18 protein-coding genes are annotated in these 24,412 nt (G+C 40.0%); 5 read left to right on the top strand and 13 right to left on the bottom strand.

From position 1 onward, the window contains the following. Positions 1 to 145 precede the first annotated feature (145 nt). On the top strand, positions 146 to 1,369 hold the full coding sequence (pepT, locus tag DG474_RS05335; RefSeq protein ID WP_125389285.1) for a peptidase T: 1,224 nt from the start codon (positions 146 to 148) through the stop codon (positions 1,367 to 1,369). Positions 1,370 to 1,405: 36 nt separating this feature from the next. On the opposite strand, the gene DG474_RS05340 is transcribed toward pepT, so the two are convergent. The 6 genes from DG474_RS05340 to DG474_RS05365 all read right to left on the bottom strand — a co-directional run bounded on the left by DG474_RS05340 (position 1,406) and on the right by DG474_RS05365 (position 12,048). Then, positions 1,406 to 4,453: a pneumococcal-type histidine triad protein gene (locus DG474_RS05340; protein ID WP_125389287.1), complete on the bottom strand. Its 3,048-nt coding sequence runs from the start codon at positions 4,451 to 4,453 to the stop codon at positions 1,406 to 1,408. Positions 4,454 to 4,466: 13 nt separating this feature from the next. Continuing rightward, positions 4,467 to 5,384 carry a metal ABC transporter solute-binding protein, Zn/Mn family gene (locus tag DG474_RS05345; protein WP_125389289.1) on the bottom strand — a complete coding sequence of 306 codons (918 nt, stop codon included), beginning with the start codon at positions 5,382 to 5,384 and terminating at the stop codon, positions 4,467 to 4,469. 195 nt (positions 5,385 to 5,579) lie between these two features. Then, a complete protein-coding gene (locus DG474_RS05350) occupies positions 5,580 to 8,117 on the bottom strand; it encodes a pneumococcal-type histidine triad protein (protein WP_255777601.1) in 2,538 nt (845 codons plus the stop codon). A 246-nt stretch (positions 8,118 to 8,363) separates the two neighbouring features. After that, on the bottom strand, positions 8,364 to 10,097 hold the full coding sequence (gene ptsP, locus DG474_RS05355) for a phosphoenolpyruvate--protein phosphotransferase (RefSeq protein WP_255777602.1): 1,734 nt from the start codon (positions 10,095 to 10,097) through the stop codon (positions 8,364 to 8,366). Between the two features lie 5 nt (positions 10,098 to 10,102). After that, positions 10,103 to 10,366 (bottom strand): phosphocarrier protein HPr, encoded by a 264-nt coding sequence (locus DG474_RS05360; protein ID WP_000146948.1) that lies wholly within the window; start codon positions 10,364 to 10,366, stop codon positions 10,103 to 10,105. A 461-nt stretch (positions 10,367 to 10,827) separates the two neighbouring features. Beyond that, a complete protein-coding gene (locus DG474_RS05365; protein ID WP_000661899.1) occupies positions 10,828 to 12,048 on the bottom strand; it encodes an alpha/beta hydrolase family protein in 1,221 nt (406 codons plus the stop codon). 654 nt (positions 12,049 to 12,702) lie between these two features. Between DG474_RS05365 and nrdH the strand changes: the two genes are divergently transcribed. From nrdH to DG474_RS05385, 4 genes are all read left to right on the top strand, one after another. After that, positions 12,703 to 12,921: a glutaredoxin-like protein NrdH gene (gene nrdH, locus DG474_RS05370; RefSeq protein ID WP_000259240.1), complete on the top strand. Its 219-nt coding sequence runs from the start codon at positions 12,703 to 12,705 to the stop codon at positions 12,919 to 12,921. 80 nt (positions 12,922 to 13,001) lie between these two features. Then, on the top strand, positions 13,002 to 15,161 hold the full coding sequence (gene nrdE / locus DG474_RS05375; protein WP_033629822.1) for a class 1b ribonucleoside-diphosphate reductase subunit alpha: 2,160 nt from the start codon (positions 13,002 to 13,004) through the stop codon (positions 15,159 to 15,161). A 194-nt stretch (positions 15,162 to 15,355) separates the two neighbouring features. After that, on the top strand, positions 15,356 to 16,318 hold the full coding sequence (nrdF, locus tag DG474_RS05380) for a class 1b ribonucleoside-diphosphate reductase subunit beta (RefSeq protein WP_000451372.1): 963 nt from the start codon (positions 15,356 to 15,358) through the stop codon (positions 16,316 to 16,318). Between the two features lie 140 nt (positions 16,319 to 16,458). Next, positions 16,459 to 17,226 (top strand): DeoR/GlpR family DNA-binding transcription regulator, encoded by a 768-nt coding sequence (locus tag DG474_RS05385; RefSeq protein WP_042902319.1) that lies wholly within the window; start codon positions 16,459 to 16,461, stop codon positions 17,224 to 17,226. A gap of 39 nt (positions 17,227 to 17,265) precedes the next feature. Here the strand turns inward: DG474_RS05385 and lacG are convergent, their stop codons facing one another. The 7 genes from lacG to lacB form a co-directional block, all read right to left on the bottom strand. Continuing rightward, the gene (gene lacG / locus DG474_RS05390; protein ID WP_255777604.1) at positions 17,266 to 18,672 is read right to left on the bottom strand and encodes a 6-phospho-beta-galactosidase; all 1,407 of its coding nucleotides are present in this window, start codon (positions 18,670 to 18,672) and stop codon (positions 17,266 to 17,268) included. A gap of 84 nt (positions 18,673 to 18,756) precedes the next feature. After that, positions 18,757 to 20,451, bottom strand: coding sequence for a lactose-specific PTS transporter subunit EIIC (locus DG474_RS05395; protein ID WP_084944498.1), 1,695 nt, complete (start codon positions 20,449 to 20,451; stop codon positions 18,757 to 18,759). Further along, the gene (locus DG474_RS05400; protein WP_001078327.1) at positions 20,451 to 20,768 is read right to left on the bottom strand and encodes a PTS lactose/cellobiose transporter subunit IIA; all 318 of its coding nucleotides are present in this window, start codon (positions 20,766 to 20,768) and stop codon (positions 20,451 to 20,453) included. Before DG474_RS05400 ends, DG474_RS05395 begins: the two co-directional genes overlap by 1 nt. A gap of 35 nt (positions 20,769 to 20,803) precedes the next feature. After that, positions 20,804 to 21,640, bottom strand: a complete 837-nt coding sequence (locus DG474_RS05405) for a PRD domain-containing protein (RefSeq protein ID WP_049537608.1) — start codon at positions 21,638 to 21,640, stop codon at positions 20,804 to 20,806. A 237-nt stretch (positions 21,641 to 21,877) separates the two neighbouring features. Next, a complete protein-coding gene (lacD, locus tag DG474_RS05410; RefSeq protein WP_255777605.1) occupies positions 21,878 to 22,858 on the bottom strand; it encodes a tagatose-bisphosphate aldolase in 981 nt (326 codons plus the stop codon). Between the two features lies 1 nt (position 22,859). Continuing rightward, positions 22,860 to 23,789, bottom strand: a complete 930-nt coding sequence (locus tag DG474_RS05415) for a tagatose-6-phosphate kinase (RefSeq protein WP_255777606.1) — start codon at positions 23,787 to 23,789, stop codon at positions 22,860 to 22,862. Positions 23,790 to 23,799: 10 nt separating this feature from the next. After that, positions 23,800 to 24,315 carry a galactose-6-phosphate isomerase subunit LacB gene (gene lacB, locus DG474_RS05420; protein ID WP_001216921.1) on the bottom strand — a complete coding sequence of 172 codons (516 nt, stop codon included), beginning with the start codon at positions 24,313 to 24,315 and terminating at the stop codon, positions 23,800 to 23,802. Between the last annotated feature and the right edge of the window lie 97 nt (positions 24,316 to 24,412).

Genomic DNA, 24,412 nt, shown 5'->3' on the forward strand with positions numbered 1-24,412 from the left:
ATATATTTTATTCTAGAATATCCAAAATTTCATTTAAAAGTCTATTGAATTTGAATTATTATATTTTTTCAAAATTCATGAAATTTTCAGAATAAGGTTTTTTCCGAAGTTTGCATTCTATTTTATGATTGTTAAAGGAGTTTTTATGACTTATCCGAACCTTTTAGATCGTTTTTTGACCTACGTTAAGGTCAATACGCGATCTGACGAACACTCTACTACTACTCCAAGTACGCAAAGCCAGGTAGATTTTGCGACTAACGTTCTTATTCCTGAAATGAAACGTGTCGGTCTGCAAAACGTCTACTACCTTCCAAATGGTTTTGCTATTGGAACCTTACCAGCTAATGATCCTAGCTTGACACGCAAGATTGGCTTCATCTCCCACATGGATACTGCTGACTTTAATGCTGAGGGAGTTAATCCGCAAGTCATCGAAAATTACGATGGTGGAGTTATCGACTTGGGTGATTCTGGATTTAAGCTCGATCCTGTTGATTTTAAGAGTCTTGAAAAATATCTAGGCCAAACCCTCATCACAACTGATGGCACGACCTTGCTGGGTGCTGATGACAAGTCAGGGATTGCTGAGATTATGACTGCTATTGAATATCTGGCTGCTCATCCCGAAATCAAGCATTGTGAAATCCGTGTTGGTTTTGGCCCTGATGAAGAAATTGGCGTTGGTGCCAATAAATTTGATGCAGATGACTTTGACGTTGACTTTGCCTATACTATTGATGGTGGTCCGCTAGGTGAACTTCAATACGAGACTTTCTCAGCAGCTGCTGCTGAGCTTCATTTCCAAGGGCGCAATGTTCACCCTGGTACTGCAAAGGGTCAAATGGTCAATGCCCTTCAGCTAGCGATTGATTTTCATAATCAACTTCCTGAGAATGACCGACCTGAACTGACAGATGGTTACCAAGGTTTCTATCATCTTATGGATGTGTCAGGTAGTGTTGAGGAGGCGCGTGCAAGCTATATCATTCGAGATTTTGAAAAGGATGCCTTTGAAGCACGTAAAGTAGCTATGCAAGCCATCGCTGACAAGATGAATCAAGCTCTTGGGAATGATCGCGTGACCTTAACTCTGACAGACCAGTACTACAATATGAAGGAAGTCATCGAGAAAGACATGACACCCGTTACCATTGCTAAGGCTGTTATGGAAGATTTAGGTATCACGCCAATTATCGAACCAATCCGTGGTGGAACAGATGGGTCTAAGATTTCCTTTATGGGCATTCCAACTCCAAATATCTTTGCTGGTGGTGAAAACATGCATGGACGTTTTGAATATGTCAGCCTTCAGACAATGGAACGTGCGGTGGATACCATCATCGGCATTGTATCTTATAAAGACTAAAAAAGACGAGGTAGCTCAGCTACTTCGCCTTTCTTTTTATTCGTTTGGTTGAGCACTTGGCTCAGACTCACTTTGTGCTTGCTTTTCTGTTGGTTTAGAAGTAGCTGTTTCACTGTCTTTCTCAGACTTAGATTGGCTATCAGTTTCACTTGCTTTTGAACGGAGTTCCTGGTTCAAGCTAATGATTTCTTTAGCTAGAGTGAGGAGGCCTTCTTTATCACTACTTTTAGCTGCGAGTTGATCAAATAGGGCATCAACACGTTCAAAGTCAGCATCGGTTCCTTTGTTATCCTCTAAGTACTTGTGAAGAGAGAGCAAGATATTATAGAGTTTTTGGTAGATAATCACCGTTTGTGGATCTTGTTCTGCTTCTTTTTTCTCTCGTTGGATAGTCGCTGCAATACGATTCAAGAGATCCTCAAGTTGTGTTTTAGCTTCGTCAAGGTCTGCATTTTCCTTTTCAGTAGCCGCTTTGATATTAGCTGCTTCTTCAGCTAGGGATTGTTTGACACCATCTTCTTTGACACGTGCTAGGAGTTGAGCAGCTTTAGTTAGGAGAGCATCCACTTCTTCCTTCTTAACATGACTAACCCGCTCTTCTGGCATAAAATCACCGTAGAGTTCTTTTAGGAATTCATAGATGGCGGTCTTAGCAGTTTGACTATCTACTTTTTCCGTATCTAGAATAGTCTTACCAACTTTTGTAGAAACGGGTTCTTCTTTGAGAGCTTCTTCTACTTCTAACTTAGTTTGGTAAATAGTTGGGAATAACTTGTTCAAGTCGGTTGCTTTGAGGAAAGATTGTGACTGGTAAAGTTCCCATGTCAACTTGGCAACACGGTTCCGAAGTTCTTCTCTCAAACGACCATCAGACACATGTTCGTAGAAGTACTTGATGTACTCTACTGTTGTAACCCCTGTCCGATCTCGGAAATCTTGCAAGGCCTGCAGTTTCGCTTCAATCGCAGTCAACTCTGTCTCATCCTGTGCTAGTTTTGCTTCCTGCAAATGTACCAAAAGATCTTTCTTAGGCAAGCCATAAGTATCTGTATCCAGTGTATTGATCTTATCTACAAGGGCTTGGTACTTCTTATCTAAAGGTGAAGTTTCAACCGGTGCCATACTTTGATCCACATGGATATACTGTTTATCAAAGAGATCCAAGGCTGCTAGGTATCCAGCAGTTGAGTTTGTTGCCAGTTTTTTCATATTTTCGGTGAATTGCCCCAAAGCAAGTTCAACCCGTCTCTGCATGATTGGCTGGTCTTTGTAGAGACTTCTGCTATCTGCTAACAGTTGATCCACCTTAGATAGAACTGTTTGTTCATCAAATGCTCCAGGTTGATAGGTCGATTGTAGGGCCGGAATCTTATTTTTCAAAGCTACTTCATAGCCCTTAGTTTGAACTTTGATATAGTGATTGTGGTCTCCGTGAGGAATCACAAAACTACCATTTTCTACTTGCAAACTATAAGGAGACACCCCATCACGTAGGGCAGTCGTATACAGTTCATTTAGGAAATCCAGTTCTGGGTTCCCAGTTTGGAGAGGAATACGAACATGTTCTTTTCGAACAGCATAGGGATGGATATGGGTTGGATCATAGGCTTGATCCGGATTTCCAAAGACAAAGAATCCATTTGAAATGCGAATCGCTTCAAGCGGTACTCCGTAGGTCTGTGAGATATACTTGATTTTTTCTTCATCGCTAGCATCTCTTGAGAAACTTTCCACAGTCTTTGCAAGTGGTTGAACGTGCTGAGACTGATGATTTTCTTTCAAGTGATCTTGGGCAGCTTTGATTTGGGCTGCAGTCAAGTCCTTCTTAAAGAAATAATGAGCGTGATCTCCATGAGAAACTACAAACCCTTGCTCATCTTCACTAATAACACGGTCAGCTGCAAAACCATGATCATGTTCTTCACCGTGGTGATGGTCATGCTCCTCTCCATCATGGTCATGATCTTCGTGGTTGGTATCCTGACTTCCATGGTTACCGTCTTGGTCATGATGATGATCTGGTTGAGCTGGATGTTCTGTTGGTTTGCTTGGATTTTCCAAAGGTGTTGGCTTCCCACTGTCGCTAGATAAAGGAATCATACGTGCAATCTTTTCTTCCAAGGCAGAAAGCTTTGTATATGGGATGAAATGATAGTGATTTCCGTGAGGAATCGCCACACCACTCGGCGTTCTACTTGAAATCTTAGCAGGGTCAAAAATCAAGCCATCTGATTCAGCATAACGTTGACTACTTGGAAGAGCATAGAGCTGTTGCAATAGACTCTGAAGACTCTCAGCTTGATTACTTGGTGTTTCAGCCTGTTGACTTTGGTTGGTAGTTTGACCAGTTTCGTTTGGACTAGGACGATAGTTAGTCACACTCTGCTGAGTTCTAGTTCCAGAGAGGTAGGCTTGGGCAGCAGCTAATTCGCTAGCAGACAAGGAACTCTTTGGAATGTAGTGGTAATGTCCACCGTGAGGTACGATATAAGCATCTCCAGTATCCTCTATAATATCAGAAGGATTAAAGATGTAGCCATCATCAGTTGTATAGCGACCTTGAGATTGAGCAAGCGCCACTGCACTATTAGAAGTTGGTGCGTCGTGAGTATGGTCTTGTTTTTGGCGCTCAATTTCCTCCTTCGTACGAATATTATCAGCATGAGCCGCATCTTTAAGGTAGACATAATACTTACCATCAACCTTGATAATGTAGCCACCTTTGATTTCGTTGACAATATCAGCGTCTTTCAGTTGATAATTGGCATCTTTCATCAACAGTTCTTCGCTGAAAATCGCGTCAAAAGGAACTTTACCATTGTAATAATGGAAATGATCACCATGTGAAGTCACATAACCTTGATCGGTGATTTTCACGACAATTTGTTCAGCCTGAATATCTTCTTTTTTGCTAACTTGATCTGGTGTCTGGGTCTCTGTTTTTTGAGAATCTTGCTTCCCATCGACATAAGACACACGGTTATTATCTTTGTTTCCTTCTACCTGGTGTTGGTTCAATGCATAGATGCAAAGGCTTAGGGAAAGGACAAGAGCCGATCCTGCTGCAAGGTATTTCTTCTTCATTTTCATCATCTCCTCATTTTAATTCTTCTGCAAGAACATTCATGTTTTCTTCTAGATTTTCTAAGTAAGTTTTGTCATTTTCAGGATCTGCTTCTAAAGGATTGAGTGTCTTTAGGCTAACTCCTGTTGATTTGACCAAGGTCTCAGCGACTTTAGAAGAAGCATTGCTCTCAGTAAAGATGGTTTTAACCTTATAGGTCTTAACGAATTCCTGAATTTCTGTTAGTTGTCTCGGACTTGGTTCTTGTTCAGGGGAAATCCCTGCTATACCAAGTTGTTTCAAACCAAAGCGTTTAGCGAGATAAGAAAAGGCTGTGTGTTGTGTAACAAAGGTCTTTTGACTCGCTTTTTCAAAAATAGGCTGGTACTTCTTAGTCAATTCTTGGGCTTTAGCGATAAAGTTTTTAGCATTCTTTTGATACGTTTCCTTATTAGAACTATCAATCTCCGAAAGTTTGTCAGCGATAATCTGAGCTTCTTCACCTGCTTTTTCTGGATCTAACCAAGTGTGAGGGTCGTAGAGTGTTTTTTCATCAATACCGTCACCAGCTTCTACATCTTCTAAACCTGGAACACGCTCCAAGGTCATTCCTTCAGAAGCTTCTAAAACCTTAACTTTTGAGTTTTTCAAGTTAGGATCTAGACTTCCAGCCCAAGATTCGAGCGTATGAGAGTGGTAGACAAAGACATCTGCGTCATAGATAGCAGCAATGTCATTTGCTGAAGGTTCAAAGGAGTGAATTCCACTACTTGACTGAATCATCCGTACATCATTCAAGTCCCCAGATACCTCTTTGACCATGGCATAGATTGGGTAAAAACTTGTTACAATCTTCATCCCTTTTGCTTCTTGTTTTTCTTTTTGGCTACATGCTCCTAAGACAAGAACCAACAGACCTGCCACTAATAATAGAAATGTTCTTTTTTTCATTGTTACTCCTTAACTAGTACTTAACCATTTAATTAACTAGTAAATAGTTTATCTTTATTTACACTATATGTCAAGATATTTTTCACATTTTCATGAAAAAAATGAGAACTAGAACTCACATTCTGCTCTCATTTTCGATTTTATCTTTTCTAGATCTCCTATCCTGTTTTTAGGATCTAGAAAATGCTCCTACCTTTACTTGCTCTCCTTTAATAAAGCCAACAACTTTTCAGCATCAGCCATAATGGTATTGTTATCCTGAGCACCAAATAGCAGGTTATTTTTTAAGCCAGTGAGAGTTTCTTTGGCATTGGACTTGATAATGGGGTCTTGGATCTTTGCAAGTAGCTCTTCAGCCTCTCTCAACTTCGCTTCAACCTTTTCAGTCTCGACCTGAGGTTCTTCTGGTTCCTCTGGTGATTCTTCTTCCGGCTCCTCAGTTGGTTTTGGAGATTCTGGTTTCTCACTTTGAGGCTTCTCTTCGCGTGGCTTTTCTTCCTCAGGTTTGTCTGTCCGAGGTTTCTCCTCTGATGGTTTTTCCGTTTGATTGGTATCAGCTTGACCATTTTGGTTTCTTTGAACATGGTCACTTGCATTGCCCCAACCACTATCTGAATGCGGACGTTCGTTTGGATGTTCGACATAGTACTTGACAGTCGCAAAGAGATCTTCTAGACTATACCCCTTAGGTGCCTCATAAAGTCCTTCGTCAAACCAGTCAAATTTGATGTTATGGTAATGATCATAATGAGGAATGATTAAACTACCGTTTTTAACTTCCACGGTATGTTGGAGATTGTAAGGCATACGATCAAGTGGCACCTTCTTAGCTGCTTTCACGTGGTTGTAGATAGCTTCTGCTCCTTTAGCCTCCGTATTTCCTGAATTCTGATGGTCTGTTGAAGGAGGAGTCAAACCTTTCTCTTTAGCATAAGCCTGGGCTGCCGCTCTTTCAGCTTCAGACAAACTATCTTTCTTAATCCAATGGCTATGGGTCATATGTGGAGTTACATAGGCATCCCCCTCATCACTGGTGATATCACGAGGATCAAAGATATAGCCATCTTCTGTTGTGTACTTGCCTGCCAACTTGGCTACCTGAATCTCATCATCAGTGTAGGCAATTTGCGCATTTGGTTTTCCTAAACGTTCTGGATGACGAATCGGTGCTAGAAAGGCCAAGATATCATCCACCAACTTGACTTTATCACTTGAGGTATCATTGAGACGTTCCAACAGTTTATCCAAAGTGTGAAAATCAGCTTGGCGCCCTTTATTATCAAGTAAGTCTTGATGAACTCTTGCTAGTAAATCATAAGCCTTATTGTAAAATCCTCGATCACCAGATGGGAGGTTGGTTTTCTTAGCTCCGAGCTTATGAGCTAAACTTTCTTGCTTGGCTAGCTTACTATCAATGGCTGCAGTAGTTTCAGCTGATAATTCCTTGGCAGGAATATAACGAGATGTTCCATTTTCCTCAAATACATAACCATCATCTACTTTTCGAATTGCCTGTTTGACCAATTTTTCGTCAATTGGATTGCTTGGAGATGGTTGAGGATTTGGTGCAGGTTGCGGGCTTGGACTAGGTTCCGGAGTCGGTTGTGGACTTGGTTGTTCTGGTCTTGAATCCGGCACCCTATGGTTCGAACTGTACTGTAGAGGAATAATACGAGCGATTCGTTCTTCCAATTCAGACATTTGTGAATAAGGAATGAAATGGTAATGGTTCCCATGAGGCACAGCAACTCCTCTAGCTGTTCGACTTGTAATCTGTGCTGGGTCGAAGACAAGGCCATCAGATTCTACGTGTCGTTGGCTGAGCGGCAAGGCGTAAAGTTGTTTCAGAAGGCTATCAATATCCTCATCACTCTGACTTGCTTGGTTATCGTCGCTACTGTTGTTAGCTGTGTTCGTGTTCGTATAGCTGTTGCCTTGATTATTATAGGATGGAGTCCATCTATCTACATCGCTGCTGGTACTGTTGTTATTGGTACGGCGATAAGTAGGCGTATTTGATTGGCCACTTCTACCAGATAGGAAGGCTTCTGCGGCAGCCAATTCGCTGGCTGATAACTCACTCTTAGGAATGTAATGGTAATGGTTGCCATGAGGAACGATATAAGCATCACCAGTATCTTCAATGATATCGGATGCATTAAAGATATATCCATCATCCGTGGTATAGCGTCCCTGTGAACGTGCCAAGGCTACCGCACCATCGTTTGCTGAAGTTCCTCCTTCACGATGCTGACTATGCTCTTGTTTTTGCCGATTGATTTCTTCTTTTGTACGGACATTATCCGCATGGGCTGCATCCTTAAGGTAAACATAGTATTTTCCATCTACCTTGATAACATAACCACCCTTGATTTCACTGATAATATCCTCGTCCTTGAGCTGGTAGTTTGGATCCTTCATCAGCAACTCTTCACTGATGATAGCGTCATAAGGGACTTTGCCATTATAGTAATGATAGTGGTCGCCATGCGAAGTGACATAGCCCTGGTCTGTTATCTTGATGACGATTTGCTCCGCATTGATGCCTTCTTTCTTGCTAACCTCATCAGGAGTCAGATTCTCCGTTTTTTGTGCCGCCTGTTTTCCATCTATATAGGAAACACGATTATTTTCTTTGACTGTTCTAGCTTGATACAGTCCCAACTCGTAAGAACAGACACTTAAAATTAAAGCTGCCGCAGAACCAGCAAGGTATTTTTTATTAATTTTCATTGAAACTCACTTTCTTTTTTGATATTTCTATTTGCAATTCATTTCTAAATTGCAGAAACTCCTCTCTATTAATTAACTGGTTAATAGTTTACTCCTAAATTTGCAACTTGTCAAGAATTTTATGAACCAGTTAAGTATTTTTTTATTCTTCACCGCTACTTTCTCTAGAATGGACTTTATATAAAAAAGATTTTCTTGAAAATTCTTTAAAAAAGCCCCTGCAACTGAGTTGCAAGGACTTTTCGATTAATCAAAATTAACGTATTCTTTTTGAAGTTCAAGGACTTCTTCCATTGTTGAGCATTCTGTAAGGGCACGGTTTGCGTACTCTTCCATCTTAGCTGTATCCAATTTCTTCATCAAGCTACGCGTACGAAGTACAGATGTTGCTGACATAGAGAACTCATCCAAGCCCATTCCGACAAGAAGTGGAACAGCTTGTTGATCACCAGCCATCTCACCACACATTCCAGCCCATTTCCCTTCAGCGTGAGCTGCTTTGATCACATTGTTGATCAAGCGTAGGATTGATGGGTTGTATGGTTGGTAAAGGTATGAAACTTGTTCGTTCATACGGTCTGCTGCCATTGTGTATTGGATCAAGTCGTTTGTACCAATTGAGAAGAAGTCAACTTCTTTAGCAAATTGATCTGCAAGCATGGCTGCTGCTGGGATTTCGATCATGATACCAACTTGGATATTATCCGCAACTGCAACACCTTCAGTAAGAAGGTTTGCTTTTTCTTCGTCAAAGACTGCTTTCGCTGCACGGAATTCTTTCAAGAGCGCAACCATTGGGAACATGATACGCAATTGACCGTGAACAGACGCACGAAGAAGGGCACGGATTTGTGTGCGGAACATAGCATCTCCAGTCTCAGAGATAGAGATACGAAGGGCACGGAATCCAAGGAATGGGTTCATTTCGTGAGGCATATCGAAGTAAGGAAGTTCCTTATCTCCACCGATATCCATTGTACGAACGACAACAGGTTTACCGTTCATTCCTTCAAGTACAGCCTTGTAAGCTTCGTATTGCTCGTCTTCTGTTGGGAAGTCTTGAGAATCCATGTACAAGAACTCTGTACGGTAAAGACCAACAGCTTCAGCACCGTTGTCATTGACACCTTCAACGTCTTTTGGAGTACCGATGTTGGCAGCCAATTCAAAGTGTTTGCCATCAGCAGTTACTGTTTTAGCATCTTTCAAGAGAGCCCATTCAGCTTTTTGTTTCGCATAAGCTTCACCAGCAGCCTTGAATTCAGCCGCTTGCTCATCAGTTGGATTGATAATAACCTCACCTGTGATACCGTTAACGGCAAGAATATCACCGTCTTTAACGATTTCAGTGATGTTGTTTGTTCCCAATACTGCTGCAATTTCAAGTGTACGCGCCATGATAGCAGAGTGGCTTGTACGTCCACCAATGTTGGTTACAAAAGCTTTTACAAAGTTTTTGTCCAATTGAGCTGTATCTGAAGGAGTCAAGTCATGCGCAATCACAATCACTTCTTCATTGATAGAAGCTGGGTTTGGCAATTTTTTACCAAGGAGGTTGGCCAATACACGTTTTGTCACGTCGCGGATATCCGCAGCGCGTTCTTGCATGTATGGGTTGTCTTCCATGCCTTCAAAGATAGTGATAAACATGTCTGTTACTTCTTTCAGACCTGCTTCTGCATTCACTTTCTTCGCACGGATTGTTTCCTTGATTTGGCTGATCATTTCTGGGTCAGCAAGAACCATTAAGTGAGCGTCAAAAACTTGAGCTGCTTCTTCACCGAGCGTACCTACTGCTTTCTCGCGAATAACAGAAAGCTCGTCTTGTGATGCCTGTAGAGCGGCATCAAGGCGAGCTTCTTCTGCGTTTGTATCTTCGACTGTAATAGTCTCAAATGACAAATCCGGTTGAACGAGTAGATATGCTTTTGCAACTGCAACACCGTCAGATGCTGCGATTCCTTTAAGCATTTCTGTCATTTTCCTTATGCCAATCCTTCTTTTTCCATAGTTTCAGTGATAGCAGCGATTGCGTCGTCAGCATCTGCACCTTCAGCTGAAATTGTAACGTCAGCACCTTGGCCAACACCAAGACTCATAACACCCATGATAGATTTAAGATTTACTGATTTACCTTTGTATTCAAGAGTGATATCTGAAGCAAATTTGCTAGCTGTTTGAACCAACAATGTTGCTGGACGCGCGTGAATACCTGTTTCTGCCACTACGTGGAAATCTTTAGAAGCCATAGTTTGACTCTCCTTTAGTTATTTCTTTTTTGAGTTATATGTGATAACCCTTACAAGACTGTATTATATCACCTTCTAGATAATTTTTCAAGTATTTTATGGACTTTTACTGAAAATGAAATTACTTCTTTTTCTATTAAATGAGCACTCTAGTAACTAAATAGCATATCTAAACACTAATTGTTCAAAGAATGTCATCATCAAAATTCAATTTTCAAAGCTATTTTCCCTTAATACCAATCAGAGGACAATCCTAGTAAATAATGAAATAATACTATTTAACTATAATTAATATAACTCAGTAAATCCATTATTTGAAAAGACTTCATCAAATCCTGAAATTCTAAAACCTACTCTTACCATCAACAGTAGAGAATTTATCCAATTTGCTACTTAAAGTAAAATAAGTTTGTAGCCCCTAACAGTAAAAAGGTAGATATATCTAAGTGGTATAAGTAGAACTAAAACTTTGATTGATTCCATTCAAATAAAGTATCCAACCAATCAAAAACGACATTATGGGCGAGTCTTAGATTATTGACTTGGCAATGAGCGTCCGCACCACTTTCCGCCTCAAATACTTGAAGTTTAGTTTGTTGATTTTTAGATTTAAGTTCTTCATAAATCACCTTAGTTTGATGCTGCAGTTCAGCACCCTCACCCTTTCCCATGATAAAAAGGCATGGGCATTGAATTTTTTGGTAATCCACAATCTTTGCATGGTTAAATACATCATCAATAGCACTCTTAAAATCAGAAGTACCAAACTGCCATGCATACTTTTTAAGATTTAAATTTGCTGATTCATTCCAATTTCCAGCTAATTTTAAAATGGCATTTATTAACCAACTAGGTGCTTTCAAACTTGATCCAAATTCTTTTCTGAAAAGTTCTGCAACGTCGTAAATAGGGGTACTAGCAATCCAAGCATGAATTCTTGGATCCTTTTCGACAGCTTGTGCAGTAAAATATCCCCCTCCGCTGACACCATAAATAGCTAAATAATTTAGTTTAGGATTTCTATTTTCCAACCAGTCTATGCATAATGAAATTGGAATAGAAGCATCCACATCAAAGACCAGCCCTCTACTAGGATTGCTCCCTTGACCAGGAAGATCAACCATTAAAACATTATAATTTCGTATCCATCCAGGATATCCTGCAAAGTAAAATAAATCTTCGCGATAAGTATCACCTCCACCAATCATGATTATCGTTGGGCAATTATCGTCGCTATGAAGATAATAACCAGGCAAGTAAGAACCCTGATAGGGAATAGTTAATTTTTCAATCGGTGCACCTAGTGAATGAATTGCACTAGAAAACACCTTCTCCATTTGACGAACGGTCGGTAAATACTCTTCAGAAAATGGATCGGTAAATTGGATTGCCGAGCGAAGTGAGTAGGTCTGTGCAAGATAATACTGCGCCTTTGTTTGTTCACTCAATCCTGAATTACTTGCTTCTTGTTCAAGGTAGTTTACATGCGATAAAAATACATTTTTCCAGTCATCAGGCTTTGGTGAGTTCCCCAATCTTTGAGCAAGATAATAAAGCTCTCCATGAGAGAAACCAAAAATTTCACCGATTCCTAACAACCAATTGAAGAAAAAATCCGTATCACCATTCTTAAAAAATATTTGAGTCGATTGCCGTTTTAAAATAACATCATTTTCTTTCACCACGCGCCTCCTAATTCTGTGTTCTTTCATTCATTTAATCTAATTATAATCTGATAACATTCTCTATCAAACAAAAGCATTCAGATATCCATTTTTTAATCTTATAATCACAGATAGTGTATCACATAAAATGAACTTTTTCAAACATTGTATTTATATACTCCTTATGAAAGGATACGAAACTCATAAGTATCCTATATAAAATTAACCAATGATCCATTTTTATGAATACATCATAATCTGTCATTTCCACTTTGGTTATATTTTAGATATTCTAATACAAAATATTGGGACATCTTGTGTAGAAAATTTCTTTTTTTCGTAAATATTACAGTTTCTATTTTATTAAAGTATTGTCTCAGCTAGACTTATTCCTGTTCTTACGATTTTTGCTATTTTCTTCGTTTTCCTTTCTGATAACTTGCTGAAAATCTTCTATTTATCTTACCAATATACAGTATATAGTTTTTTTGTTTTGATAAACTTTGATAGTTCAATGAAAACCCAATTTTACACTCTGACAAAACACTATATCTTGTGCTTTGTTTTTGAAACTGTAACTTTTTAGCACAAGATTTAGTTTAAAAAGTTTGACAAAGTTTTTTTTTCTGATATACTAAGAAAGTAATCTATTTTGAAAGAGGAGTTACGAAAATGGTAACCGTTTATTCTAAAAACAACTGTGTCCAATGTAAGATGACCAAGCGTTTCTTGGACAGCAACAATGTCGCTTATCGTGAGATCAATCTCGACGAGCAACCAGAGTACATCGATCAAGTTAAAGAGCTCGGTTTCAGCGCAGCTCCTGTTATCCAAACACCAACTGAAGTCTTTTCAGGCTTCCAACCAGGAAAACTGAAACAATTAGCATAATCTTAGTACATCATCCAGAAGAGATTGCTTCTAGGGCTAACTTAGAGGCCTTTCTTTTGTAATTAGATAAAGGAAATTTTATGGGATTAAAACATCTTGAGGACGTAACTTACTTCCGTCTCAATAACGAAATCAACCGTCCTGTCAATGGACAAATCATGCTTCATAAAGATAAGGAAGCCTTGGATGCCTTCTTTAAAGAAAATGTAGTTCCAAATACCATGGTTTTTGATTCAATTACTGATAAAATCAACTACCTTATTGAACATAACTACATCGAAACTGCATTTCTCAAGAAATACCGTCCAGAGTTTTTGGAAGAATTGCATCAATTTATCAAGGACCAAAACTTCCAATTCAAATCATTCATGGCTGCCTATAAGTTTTACAACCAGTATGCCTTGAAGACTAATGACGGTGAATATTACCTTGAAAGTATGGAAGACCGTGTCTTCTTTAACGCGCTTTATTTTGCTGACGGGGATGAAGCGATTGCGACTGATATTGCCAATGAAATCATCCACCAACGCTATCAACCAGCTACTCCTTCCTTCTTGAATGCTGGTCGTGCTCGTCGTGGGGAGTTGGTATCTTGTTTCTTGATTCAAGTAACTGATGACATGAACTCTATCGGACGTTCTATCAACTCAGCTCTTCAACTTTCACGTATCGGTGGTGGTGTAGGTATTACTCTAAGCAACCTTCGTGAAGCTGGCGCACCTATCAAAGGTTATGAAGGAGCAGCTTCTGGTGTCGTTCCAGTTATGAAACTCTTCGAAGACAGTTTCTCCTACTCTAACCAATTGGGTCAGCGTCAAGGTGCTGGGGTTGTCTACCTCAATGTCTTTCACCCAGATATCATCGCCTTCCTTTCAACTAAGAAAGAAAATGCCGATGAAAAGGTTCGTGTTAAGACCCTCTCACTTGGAGTTGTGGTGCCCGATAAATTCTACGAATTAGCTCGTAAAAATGAAGAAATGTATCTCTTTAGCCCTTACTCTGTAGAGCTTGAGTACGGTGTGCCATTCAACTACATCGACATCACTGAAAAATATGATGAATTGGTCGCAAATCCAAACATCCGCAAGACAAAAATCAAAGCTCGTGATTTGGAAACTGAAATTTCTAAATTGCAACAAGAATCTGGTTACCCTTATGTCGTCAACATTGATACAGCCAACCGTGCGAATCCAGTAGATGGTAAGATTATCATGAGTAACTTGTGTTCTGAGATTCTTCAAGTTCAAGAACCAAGCTTGATCAACGATGCTCAAGAATTCCTTCAAATGGGAACAGACGTTTCATGTAACCTTGGTTCAACCAACGTGGTCAACATGATGACTTCACCTGACTTTGGTCGTTCTATCCGTGCGATGGTTCGTGCTTTGACTTTCGTTACAGATAGTTCACACATCGTAGCTGTCCCTACTATCGACCACGGAAACAGTTTAGCTCACACCTTTGGTCTTGGTGCCATGGGGCTTCATAGCTACCTTGCCCAACAACTGATTGAGTACGGATCACCTGAGTCAATTGAATTTACAAGCATCTACTTTATGCTTATGAACTACTGGACCTTGGTAGAATCTAATAACATAGCGCGTGAACGTGGTATCACCTTCCACAACTTTGAAAAATCAGACTATGCTAACGGAAGCTACTTCGACAAGTACGTGACAGGCGAATTTGTTCCAAAATCAGACCGTGTTAAAGAACTCTTCAAAGATGTCTTTATCCCAAGTGCTGCTGACTGGGCTGAACTTCGCGAAAAGGTTCAAGCAGATGGTCTTTATCACCAAAACCGCCTTGCTGTAGCTCCAAATGGTTCTATCAGTTACATCAACGATGTTTCTGCATCTATCCACCCGATTACGCAACGCATTGAAGAACGCCAAGAGAAGAAAATCGGTAAAATCTACTATCCAGCTGCAGGTTTGTCTACAGATACCATTCCTTACTACACTTCTGCTTATGACATGGATATGCGTAAGGTGATTGATGTTTACGCTGCCGCAACTGAACACGTGGATCAAGGACTTTCACTCACTCTCTTCATGCGTAGCGACATTCCAAAAGGTCTTTACGAATGGAAGAAAGAAAACAAACAAACGACACGTGACCTATCTATCCTTCGTAACTATGCCTTTAACAAGGGTATCAAGTCTATCTACTACGTCCGTACCTTTACAGACGATGGTGGAGAAGTCGGTGCTAACCAATGTGAAAGCTGTGTGATTTAATTTTTATCTGGGGCAACCACATTTTCTCAGACTACTGATTAAGTTCCCCATCATACAAAACTTGATAAGTATCTTAAATACTATGAAAAACTAAAAAGTCGGGCTTCCGACTTTTTGTGCGATACTCTTCTCAGACTATGATAAAATAGAGATGATTCGGCAATCGCATTATTACATACAGAAAGAGATTTCAAATGGAAACTTACTACAAAGCCATTAACTGGAATGCCATCGAAGATGTCATCGACAAATCAACTTGGGAAAAGCTGACAGAGCAATTCTGGCTCGATACGCGTATTCCCTTGTCAAATGACCTAGACGACTGGAGAAAACTATCAAACAAAGAAAAAGACTTGGTTGGAAAAGTCTTTGGTGGTTTGACCCTTTTGGATACCATGCAATCTGAAACAGGGGTTCAAGCACTTCGCGCAGACATCCGTACACCACATGAGGAAGCTGTTTTCAACAACATCCAGTTTATGGAATCTGTCCACGCAAAATCCTATTCTTCTATCTTTTCGACCTTGAATACCAAGGCCGAAATCGAAGAAATCTTTGAATGGACCAACACTAATCCCTACCTTCAGAGAAAAGCGGAGATTATCAATGAAATCTACCTCAATGGTAGCCCACTAGAAAAGAAAGTTGCCAGTGTCTTCCTTGAAACCTTCCTCTTCTACTCTGGTTTCTTTACACCACTTTACTATCTCGGTAACAACAAACTGGCCAACGTTGCGGAAATCATCAAACTGATCATTCGTGATGAGTCTGTTCATGGAACTTACATTGGTTACAAATTCCAACTTGGTTTCAATGAATTACCTGAAGAAGAGCAAGAAAAACTCAAAGAATGGATGTACGACCTGCTCTACACTCTCTACGAGAACGAAGAAGGTTATACAGAAAGTCTCTATGACGGTGTTGGTTGGACTGAAGAAGTTAAAACCTTTCTTCGTTACAATGCCAATAAGGCCCTTATGAATCTTGGACAAGATCCACTCTTCCCAGATTCAGCTGATGATGTCAACCCAATCGTTATGAACGGTATTTCAACAGGAACTTCTAACCACGACTTCTTCTCTCAAGTCGGAAATGGTTACCTCCTTGGTGAAGTTGAAGCCATGCAAGACGAGGACTACAACTACGGTTTAGACTAATTTGGCCGATCATTCAAAATATCATGGTTTGTTTAAAACAACCATGATATTTTTGTTTTTTGTTTTATTTTGTTTTTTTCTATTTGATTATTTGAGCGTTTTATGGTAAGATAATAATAGTAGAAATCGAGGTGATAAGGATGCTAAAGCAAGAAAAACTAGATAGTATTCTAGAAGCAGTAAACACAAAAGGCACTATTACTGTAAAAGAGATTATGGAGAGTCTTGATGTGTCAGATATGACAGCTCGCCGCTACTTACAAGAATTGGCAGATAAAGATTTGCTGGTTCGTGTGCATGGTGGCGCTGAAAAACTTCGTACAGGTTCTCTCTTAAACAACGAACGCTCAAACGTTGAAAAACAAGGCTTGCAGATTGCTGAAAAACAAGAAATTAGCCGTTTTGCAGGTCATTTGATTGACGAAGGTGAAACCATTTTTATCGGGCCAGGAACAACCTTAGAATGTTTTGCTCGTGAACTCCCAATTGATAATATTCGTGTTGTAACAAACAGTCTTCCAGTTTTTCTCATCCTAAACGAACGAAAACTAACAGATTTGATTTTGATTGGTGGAAATTATCGCTCTATCACTGGAGCTTTTGTGGGAACACTTACCCTGCAGGATTTAGCCAATCTTCAGTTTTCTAAAGCTTTTGTAAGTTGTAATGGTATCAAGGATAAAGCTATTGCTACTTTCAGTGAAGAAGAGGGCGAGGTTCAACGAATCGCCTTGAACAATGCCAATAAAAAATACTTACTGGCAGACCACAGCAAGTTTAATAAGTTTGATTTTTACACTTTCTACAATATCTCAGAGATTGATACCATCGTTTCAGATTCCAAACTGAGTCAGGAAACATTTGAAGATCTATCGAAACAAACAACCATTCTTTTATCAAAACCATAAAAATTCCCCTGCCTTTTGGCGGGGAATTTTTGTTGAATTTTAATCAATAAGTTGTGTCTCAGCTAGTTTCTTGTACCAGTGAGCCGATTTCTTTGGATAGCGCTCCTGAGTCTCAAAATCAACATAGAAGAGACCGTAACGCTTTTCATAGCCATTTGACCAAGAAAAGACATCCATTAGCGACCAGATAAAGTATCCTTTGACATTGGCTCCATCAGAGATTGCAGATGCAATCACTTCCATATGTTTCTTAACATAATCAATCCGCCCATCATCGTAGACTGTCCCATCCACAAACTCATCTTTGTATCCGAGACCATTCTCAGTGATGTAGATTTTTTTGTAATTAGGATAATCTTTCTTCACGCGCATGATTTGGTCATACAAACCTTGAGGGTAGATAATCCAATCCCAATCGGTACGTGGGACATAATCAGGAGCTACACGACGACCAACTCCCTTAATCTGATACTTAGAGCTTCCTTTTTCACCCTTACCGTTATGAATGATTTCTGTTTCGCCATCAAAGGCTTCCATCCAATCACTCATGTAGTAGTTAATTCCAAGGAAGTCATTCAGGTCTTTTGCTGCTTCTAATGCATCGAAGTCTTCTTCACGCAGATCTAAGCTACCACCATTGATGGATAAAATATGGTTGACGCCTTCCATCGTTTCATCTGAATAGCGTCCAAGATAAGTTGCATCCAAGATAAATTTATTGTGGATGATATCTTCCAACTCAGCAGCGCGAACATCTGCTTGATTTTCAGGATCTAGAGGATATTTAGTAGGCAGGGCGTGAACCACACCAATTTCCCCCTTGTAACCCTTATCCTTAAAAAGTTTTACTGCACGCGCATGCGACACCATCATATTGTGATGAGATTGGAAGACTTTGGCAAGGTCGTACTGAATACCTGGAGGGAATTTCCCAACCAAATACTGACCATCTCCTATCGGCCCAATTTCATTAAAGGTTGTCCAATAGTTTACTTCTGGGAATTCTTCAAAACAGAAAGCCGCGTAGTCTACAAAGTGTTCAATGTTTTCACGGTTTAAGAAGTCTCCATTTGAATGTAGAGCTTCTGGCGTATCAAAGTGATGAAGAGTTACAAAGGGCTCAACATGCCGCTTGTGACATTCTGCAAACAACTTGTGATAGAACTCAACTCCCTTGGCATTGACTTTCCCGTAACCAGTTGGAAAGATACGTGACCAAGCGATTGAAATACGGATACCATTGACACCATACTCTTCTGCTAGTTTGAGGTCAACTGGGTATTTGTGGTAGAAATCACTGGCTGGTTCAGCAGTATACCAGTAGTTATCTTTGAGGTATTTGTCCCAGGCAACTGGTCCTTTACCATCGGTATTGGTCGCACCTTCTGCTTGATAGGCAGCTGTTGCCCCGCCAAAAATAAAGTCTTTTGGAAGTGTTTTTGTCATTTGATTCACCTTTCAAGAAATAGAAATGAGATGGAGATAGAGTTGGGAGGAGTTCCTCCATCTCACTTCTTCGCTATTTACCTTTTATTCTTCAAACTGCGCTTGAACAAAGGCAAGAGCGCCTTTTCCATCGCGAGTCAATTTAATGTATTGGCCACCTTCTGTCTTGGCAAGTTTGATACCAAGTTTGTCGGTTTCGGCCTTCATGTCTTCAAAGTTTGAAGCAACTTGAGGAGCAAGGATAACCAGATCAAACTCAGGCAACATTTCACGGTGAGCACCATAGCCACCAGCTGCTGCTTTAACAGGAACTTGGTACTCTGCAGCTGCCTTATTTAGAGCATTTGCAAGAAGACCACTTGTACCTCCTCCTGCACAGAGAACGAGAACATTAGTTTCTTCTGTGATTGTGTTTTGCGCTGTTTCTACACCAGCTTTTTCAAGAATAGCATCTGCTTTGGCAGTATTGAAGTTTGCTGCTACTTTTTCTTTCAATTCATCATTGGCTTTACCTGAACGCTCTTCTTCAAGAATTTGTTCATCATAAACCTTGAGGAATGGATAGTAAATGGCTACGTCTACAAGAATTAACAAAGCAGCAAGTACAAATGACAAGAATTGGAAGTTTGTACCGAGAACAATACCGAGCGGACCTGGTGTTGTCCAAGGAAGGTTGGCAGTAAATGAGTTCATGCCAAGCGTTTCAATGAAGAATTTAAAGATCCATACGTTGGCAATTGGAGCAAAGATAAATGGAATAAAGAAAATCGGGTTCAAGACAAGCGGTGCACCAAACAAGATTGGTTCATTTACACCAAAGAAGGTTGGTACTACTGAAGCACGTCCGATTGCACGATTTCGTTTCGATTTGGTCAACCACATGAACATGAATGGAACAACCAGTGTCGCACCAGTACCACCCATGGTAACGATAAACATTTGTGTACCAGAAGTAAGGATCTTGTCTGCATGCATCCCTTGTTGGAGAAGGTTCAAGTTGACTTCAGCATTTGCATAGGTAATAGCTGCGATTGCTGGTTCAACGATAGATGGACCATGGATACCAACAAACCAGAAGAAGGCAAAGGCACCAAAGATAATGGTAATACCTAGATAACCATCAGCAGCAGAGAATAATGGTGCAAAGAATTTACCGATTGATTCAGCTACACTTGCACCAACAAAATGACGAGCTAGTAAATCAAGAGCATAAAGAGAAACCACTGATAGAGTGAATGGAATCACATCTTTAAAGACTTGTGAGATATTTGGTGGAACTTCGTCAGGCATGCGAATAGTGACGTTGTTCTTAACACAAACCTTATAGATAGCTACGGTTACAAAGGCAGCAAGAAAGGCCGAAAGCAAACCTTTTGTCCCAAGGAAACCTGTCGCAAAGCCACCTTCAATCGGATCAGCTGCCAACATCAACAAACCAACAATCGCTGCCAACAATGTTGACATATAGTTGATTTGATTGGTTTTTTCCATGCTACGGTTTACTGAGTCGGTCAATGACTTAGCTGTTGTGCCAGCTACCAAGAGAGCTAGAATCCCCATTGAATAGCTATAAGGTTTCATGAGGAGATTAACAACATCATCAGACCATTTAAAGCCCCATGAGTTTGGTACAAAAGCAATCAAGATAAAGATACTTGAGAAGAGAATAACAGGCATCCCTGCAATGAAACCATCACGAATAGCACGAAGATAGATATTACGAGACAGTTTTTCAAAGAAAGGTTTTCCTTTCTCGATAAATGAAATTAGTTTGTTCATTACTTAACTCCTCTCTTGTAGAGTTCGATTAAATGGTGCATCAAGTCTTTTAACAAGATAGTTGTCATCAAGTGGTCTTGGCCATGCATCATGGTTACACTATAAGCTAAGTCCTCACCAGCTGCTTCCTTAGTCAATAGACTTGTTTGCGCGTGGTGTGCCTCCGCGATGCAACCACCTGCTTCCTCCACGAGAGTATCCGCTTTCGCGAAATCACCAGCTTCAGCAGCCTTCAAGGCTTCCAATAGTTTTGATCGAGCATCGCCAGCATAGGCAACAATTTCAAAACCTAACAATGTTACTTCTTCTCTATTCATGATAGAATTCTCCTTATGTATTTTTAATTAAATTTTTATGACAATAAACGTTGGATATGTAGAACTAGATAAACTCGTTCACTTTTATACAAATCAAGACCCGTATATTGCGTAATCACATCATAGATCTTGGAACCAATCTCGAACGCTTTTGGATAGGATTGTTTAATATGATCTTCCATATCCAGAAGTGATTGGTTATCATCTCTAGATCTGTCTAAATAATCCAAGAAATAATTCAAATGAATCATAAAACGATCATAGAAATGATTATTCTCTTTGGTTCGTTGAATTGCATAACTCTTTAGTACTTCTTCGACATTCCTGAGAATTTCTTTCCTCTTATCAATCGACTCCACAAGTTCCACTTCATTTTCACCTTCGGCATTAATGAAATGATAAGCAATCCGAATAATTTCATCCTCCGGGAAATGATCTGTCAACTTCTGACGATAGATTTCAAAAGCTTCCTTTGCGATTTGAAAAGCGATAGGATACTTGGCAGAAATATCTGGCAGATTGCTATCCTTGTACCTTCCTTGTGCTAGAGCTTGATAAGAACAGTAAATATGATCTGTCAAGGTTACGTAGAGATACTCTTGAATCGGATAATGATATTTCTTTGATAGCTTATCAATGATTTCATAAGTCACTGTGATAAAATCCAGCGGAACATCTTTGAGGAGAGCCATAAAATTTTCTCTGGACTCTTCTGTCTTCATCCGAAAGATTTTCTCAACTTGTTCTTCAGCAATCAAATCCCCCTTCTTTTTCCCAAATGCAATCCCCTTACCAATCACAATCACCTCTTCTCCTTTGTCATTTCTGACAAGCGAGACATTGTGATTCATTGGGTTTAGAATTCGATACATGTCAACCTCCTTTTATATCTTAAAGGTATATGAGTATAAAAAATGACCACAAATGAACTAGAAAATCCTTTGATTTCTAATTCACCTGTGATCATGCCTAATATTACTTAGTAACACTCACCTTGTATTAACTTGTGATTTAAGTATAGCACAAGTCAGTTTTTTTGTAAACCTTTACATTCAACTTTTTTTAAAATTTTTATTTAGATCAATGTTCCTAAGATTAGGGGGGAAAACTTATACACGTTCAGTCCATGAAGTCGCTGTTGTTTGAAGAACTTTGTTGAGTTCGTCAATGTTCTCAAATCCAGTTGTGCGTAGCCATTCACGAGCTGCTGCCTCACCGTCTTTGATGTAGGCTTCAACTGATCCAGCCCATGTTGCACGTCCACAAAGAACGCCGTTGAAGTTTGCGCCTGATTCGTGGGCAAAGACAAGCGTTTCTTGGAAGAGTTTAGCTGATACACCTGCACTCAAGTAGATATACGGCAAGTTAGTTGCTTCATCTTGCGCTTTGAAGAAGGCTGCTGCTTCTTCACGTGTATGCACGATTTCACCATCGCCAAAGCCTTCAACGTATTTGACGTTTACTGGAACTTCCACTTTCAAGACATCGATGTTGAAGCGTGGGTCTGAGAAGACTTTCATAGCACCGATAACCTTGTGTGGTTTCACTTTTGCGTATTCGGCAGAATTTGCGTCAGCGATTTTTTCATCGTAAGCCAAGATTTCAAGGAAGAAAGGAATGTCTTCCGCCACACACTCAGAACCGATGCGTTCGATGTAGGCTTGTTTTTCTTGGTTGAGTTCGTCAGCGCTGTCTACATCGTAGTAAAGCAAGAACTTAACAGCATCTGCACCTTGTTCCTTGATGCGTTTTGCAGACCAAACATCCAAGCAGTCAGGCAAGCGTTTAGTGCTAGTTGTGTCATAACCCGTTTTCTCATAAGCAAGGAGAAGACCAGCATTGGCATCAAGCGCTTTTGTAGCTGGAAGACCATACTCTGGGTCAAGAAGCATAGAGGATGCGTATTTAGTCAATTCATCTGCTACCAATACTTTGAGTTCTTCCATTTGAGCCACTGTTGGCTCTTCTGCTTGGTATTGAGCCATGAGGCGTTTCAAAGCACCACGTTGGTCAAAGGCAAGAGCTGAGATAATACCATTTTCATCTGAAAGTTTTTCTAATCGTGCACGTTTTTGTTCTGTTAAAGCCATTTTATACCTCTTTTACTATTAATTGATCATATAGGGCTTGATAGTTGGCCATATTGACATGACCTGTCATTTTTTCTTGAGCATTGAGCATACCAAGGACATTTGCCTTGATGAGGAGTTCTTGATCAGATTCCTTATGAAGAAGTCCTGATGAAATACCTGCAACAGTAGAATCTCCAGATCCAACTGGATTGACTACCTGAATTCTTGGAATATCTACTTTATAGAAAGTGTCCCCATGTTTTGCAAAAGCACCATTTGCACCAAGTGACACGATAATCCACTCAATCCCTGCAAATAGAGGCTCTTGAAGAACTTCTTTTAATTCATCCAAATCCTCAGAAACTTCTTTCCCAAGAAGCTGAGACAATTCTTCGTTATTCGGTTTGATTACTGTTGGTTTATGTGGTGATTCAAGAACTACCTGAAGAGCTGCACCTGAGCAATCCAAAACAACTGGTTTTCCTGCGCGATTAGCAAGTTCTACTAAGCTCGCATAGTAATCAACTGGAAGACCTGCTGGCAGACTACCAGAGATAGCAACTACTTCCACAGTGTCAAGGATATTTCTGAAATGAGCCAAGAAATCTTGACCTTCTTGTTCCAATACTTCAGGCCCTTTTTCAAGGATTTCTGTTTGGTTGTCTCCGTGCAGAATAGCGATACAGTTACGAGTCTCTCCTTGAATGGAGAAGAAACGTTTCGTTACGTTATTGTCGATATGTTCTACTAAAAACTCACCAAGTTTACCACCGACCAAACCAGTAGCAACAACAGAATCACCAAATTCTGAAAGAACTCGTGTAACATTGAGCCCTTTACCACCAGCTGTCTTGGTCACGCCCACCACACGGTTGACAGTGTCAATTTTTAATTCATCCAAAGGATAAGAAATATCAATGGATGGATTCATTGTGACTGTTAAAATCATGCGTCACCTCTTAGTCGTGGTATTCACCGCGATCCCATTTTTCAAGGAATTCTGTAAAGAAGTTTGCATCTGCTTGATGAGCATTGTGAGTTTCAACGTGCTCGATTTTCGCAATCAATTTTTTGTTTTCTTCTGATGGTTTGTATTCAGCATTGATGAAAGCTTCAATGATGTCGCACATGAGCAATTCACCAGTGATTTTACCACCAAAACCAATAACGTTGGCATTCAATTGTTCTTTTGCATAAAGAGCTGTTGTCATATCACGAACCAAGGCAGAACGAACTCCTGGAACTTTATTTACAGCGTTGTTGATACCAACACCAGTACCACAGATACATACCCCAAGATCAGCTTGACCGCTTGTAACGGCTTCACCAACTTTTTTACCAAAGATTGGGTAGTGAGTACGTGTGTGGTCATAGGTACCAAAGTCGATGACTTCATATCCTTTTGATTTCAAAAATTCTGAAACCGCCATTTTTTCATCTGTTACGATGTGGTCACATCCAATTGCAATTCTCATTAGTTATTCCCTCCGATTAATTATATAAATCTAATATCATTTATCCTTACTCAAGAAAAATCAAGATTAGCTTAGGAAGCGAGCTGCAAGCATAACT

The organism is Streptococcus oralis, assembly GCF_024399415.1.
In the GTDB taxonomy this organism is placed as follows: domain Bacteria; phylum Bacillota; class Bacilli; order Lactobacillales; family Streptococcaceae; genus Streptococcus; species Streptococcus oralis_CS.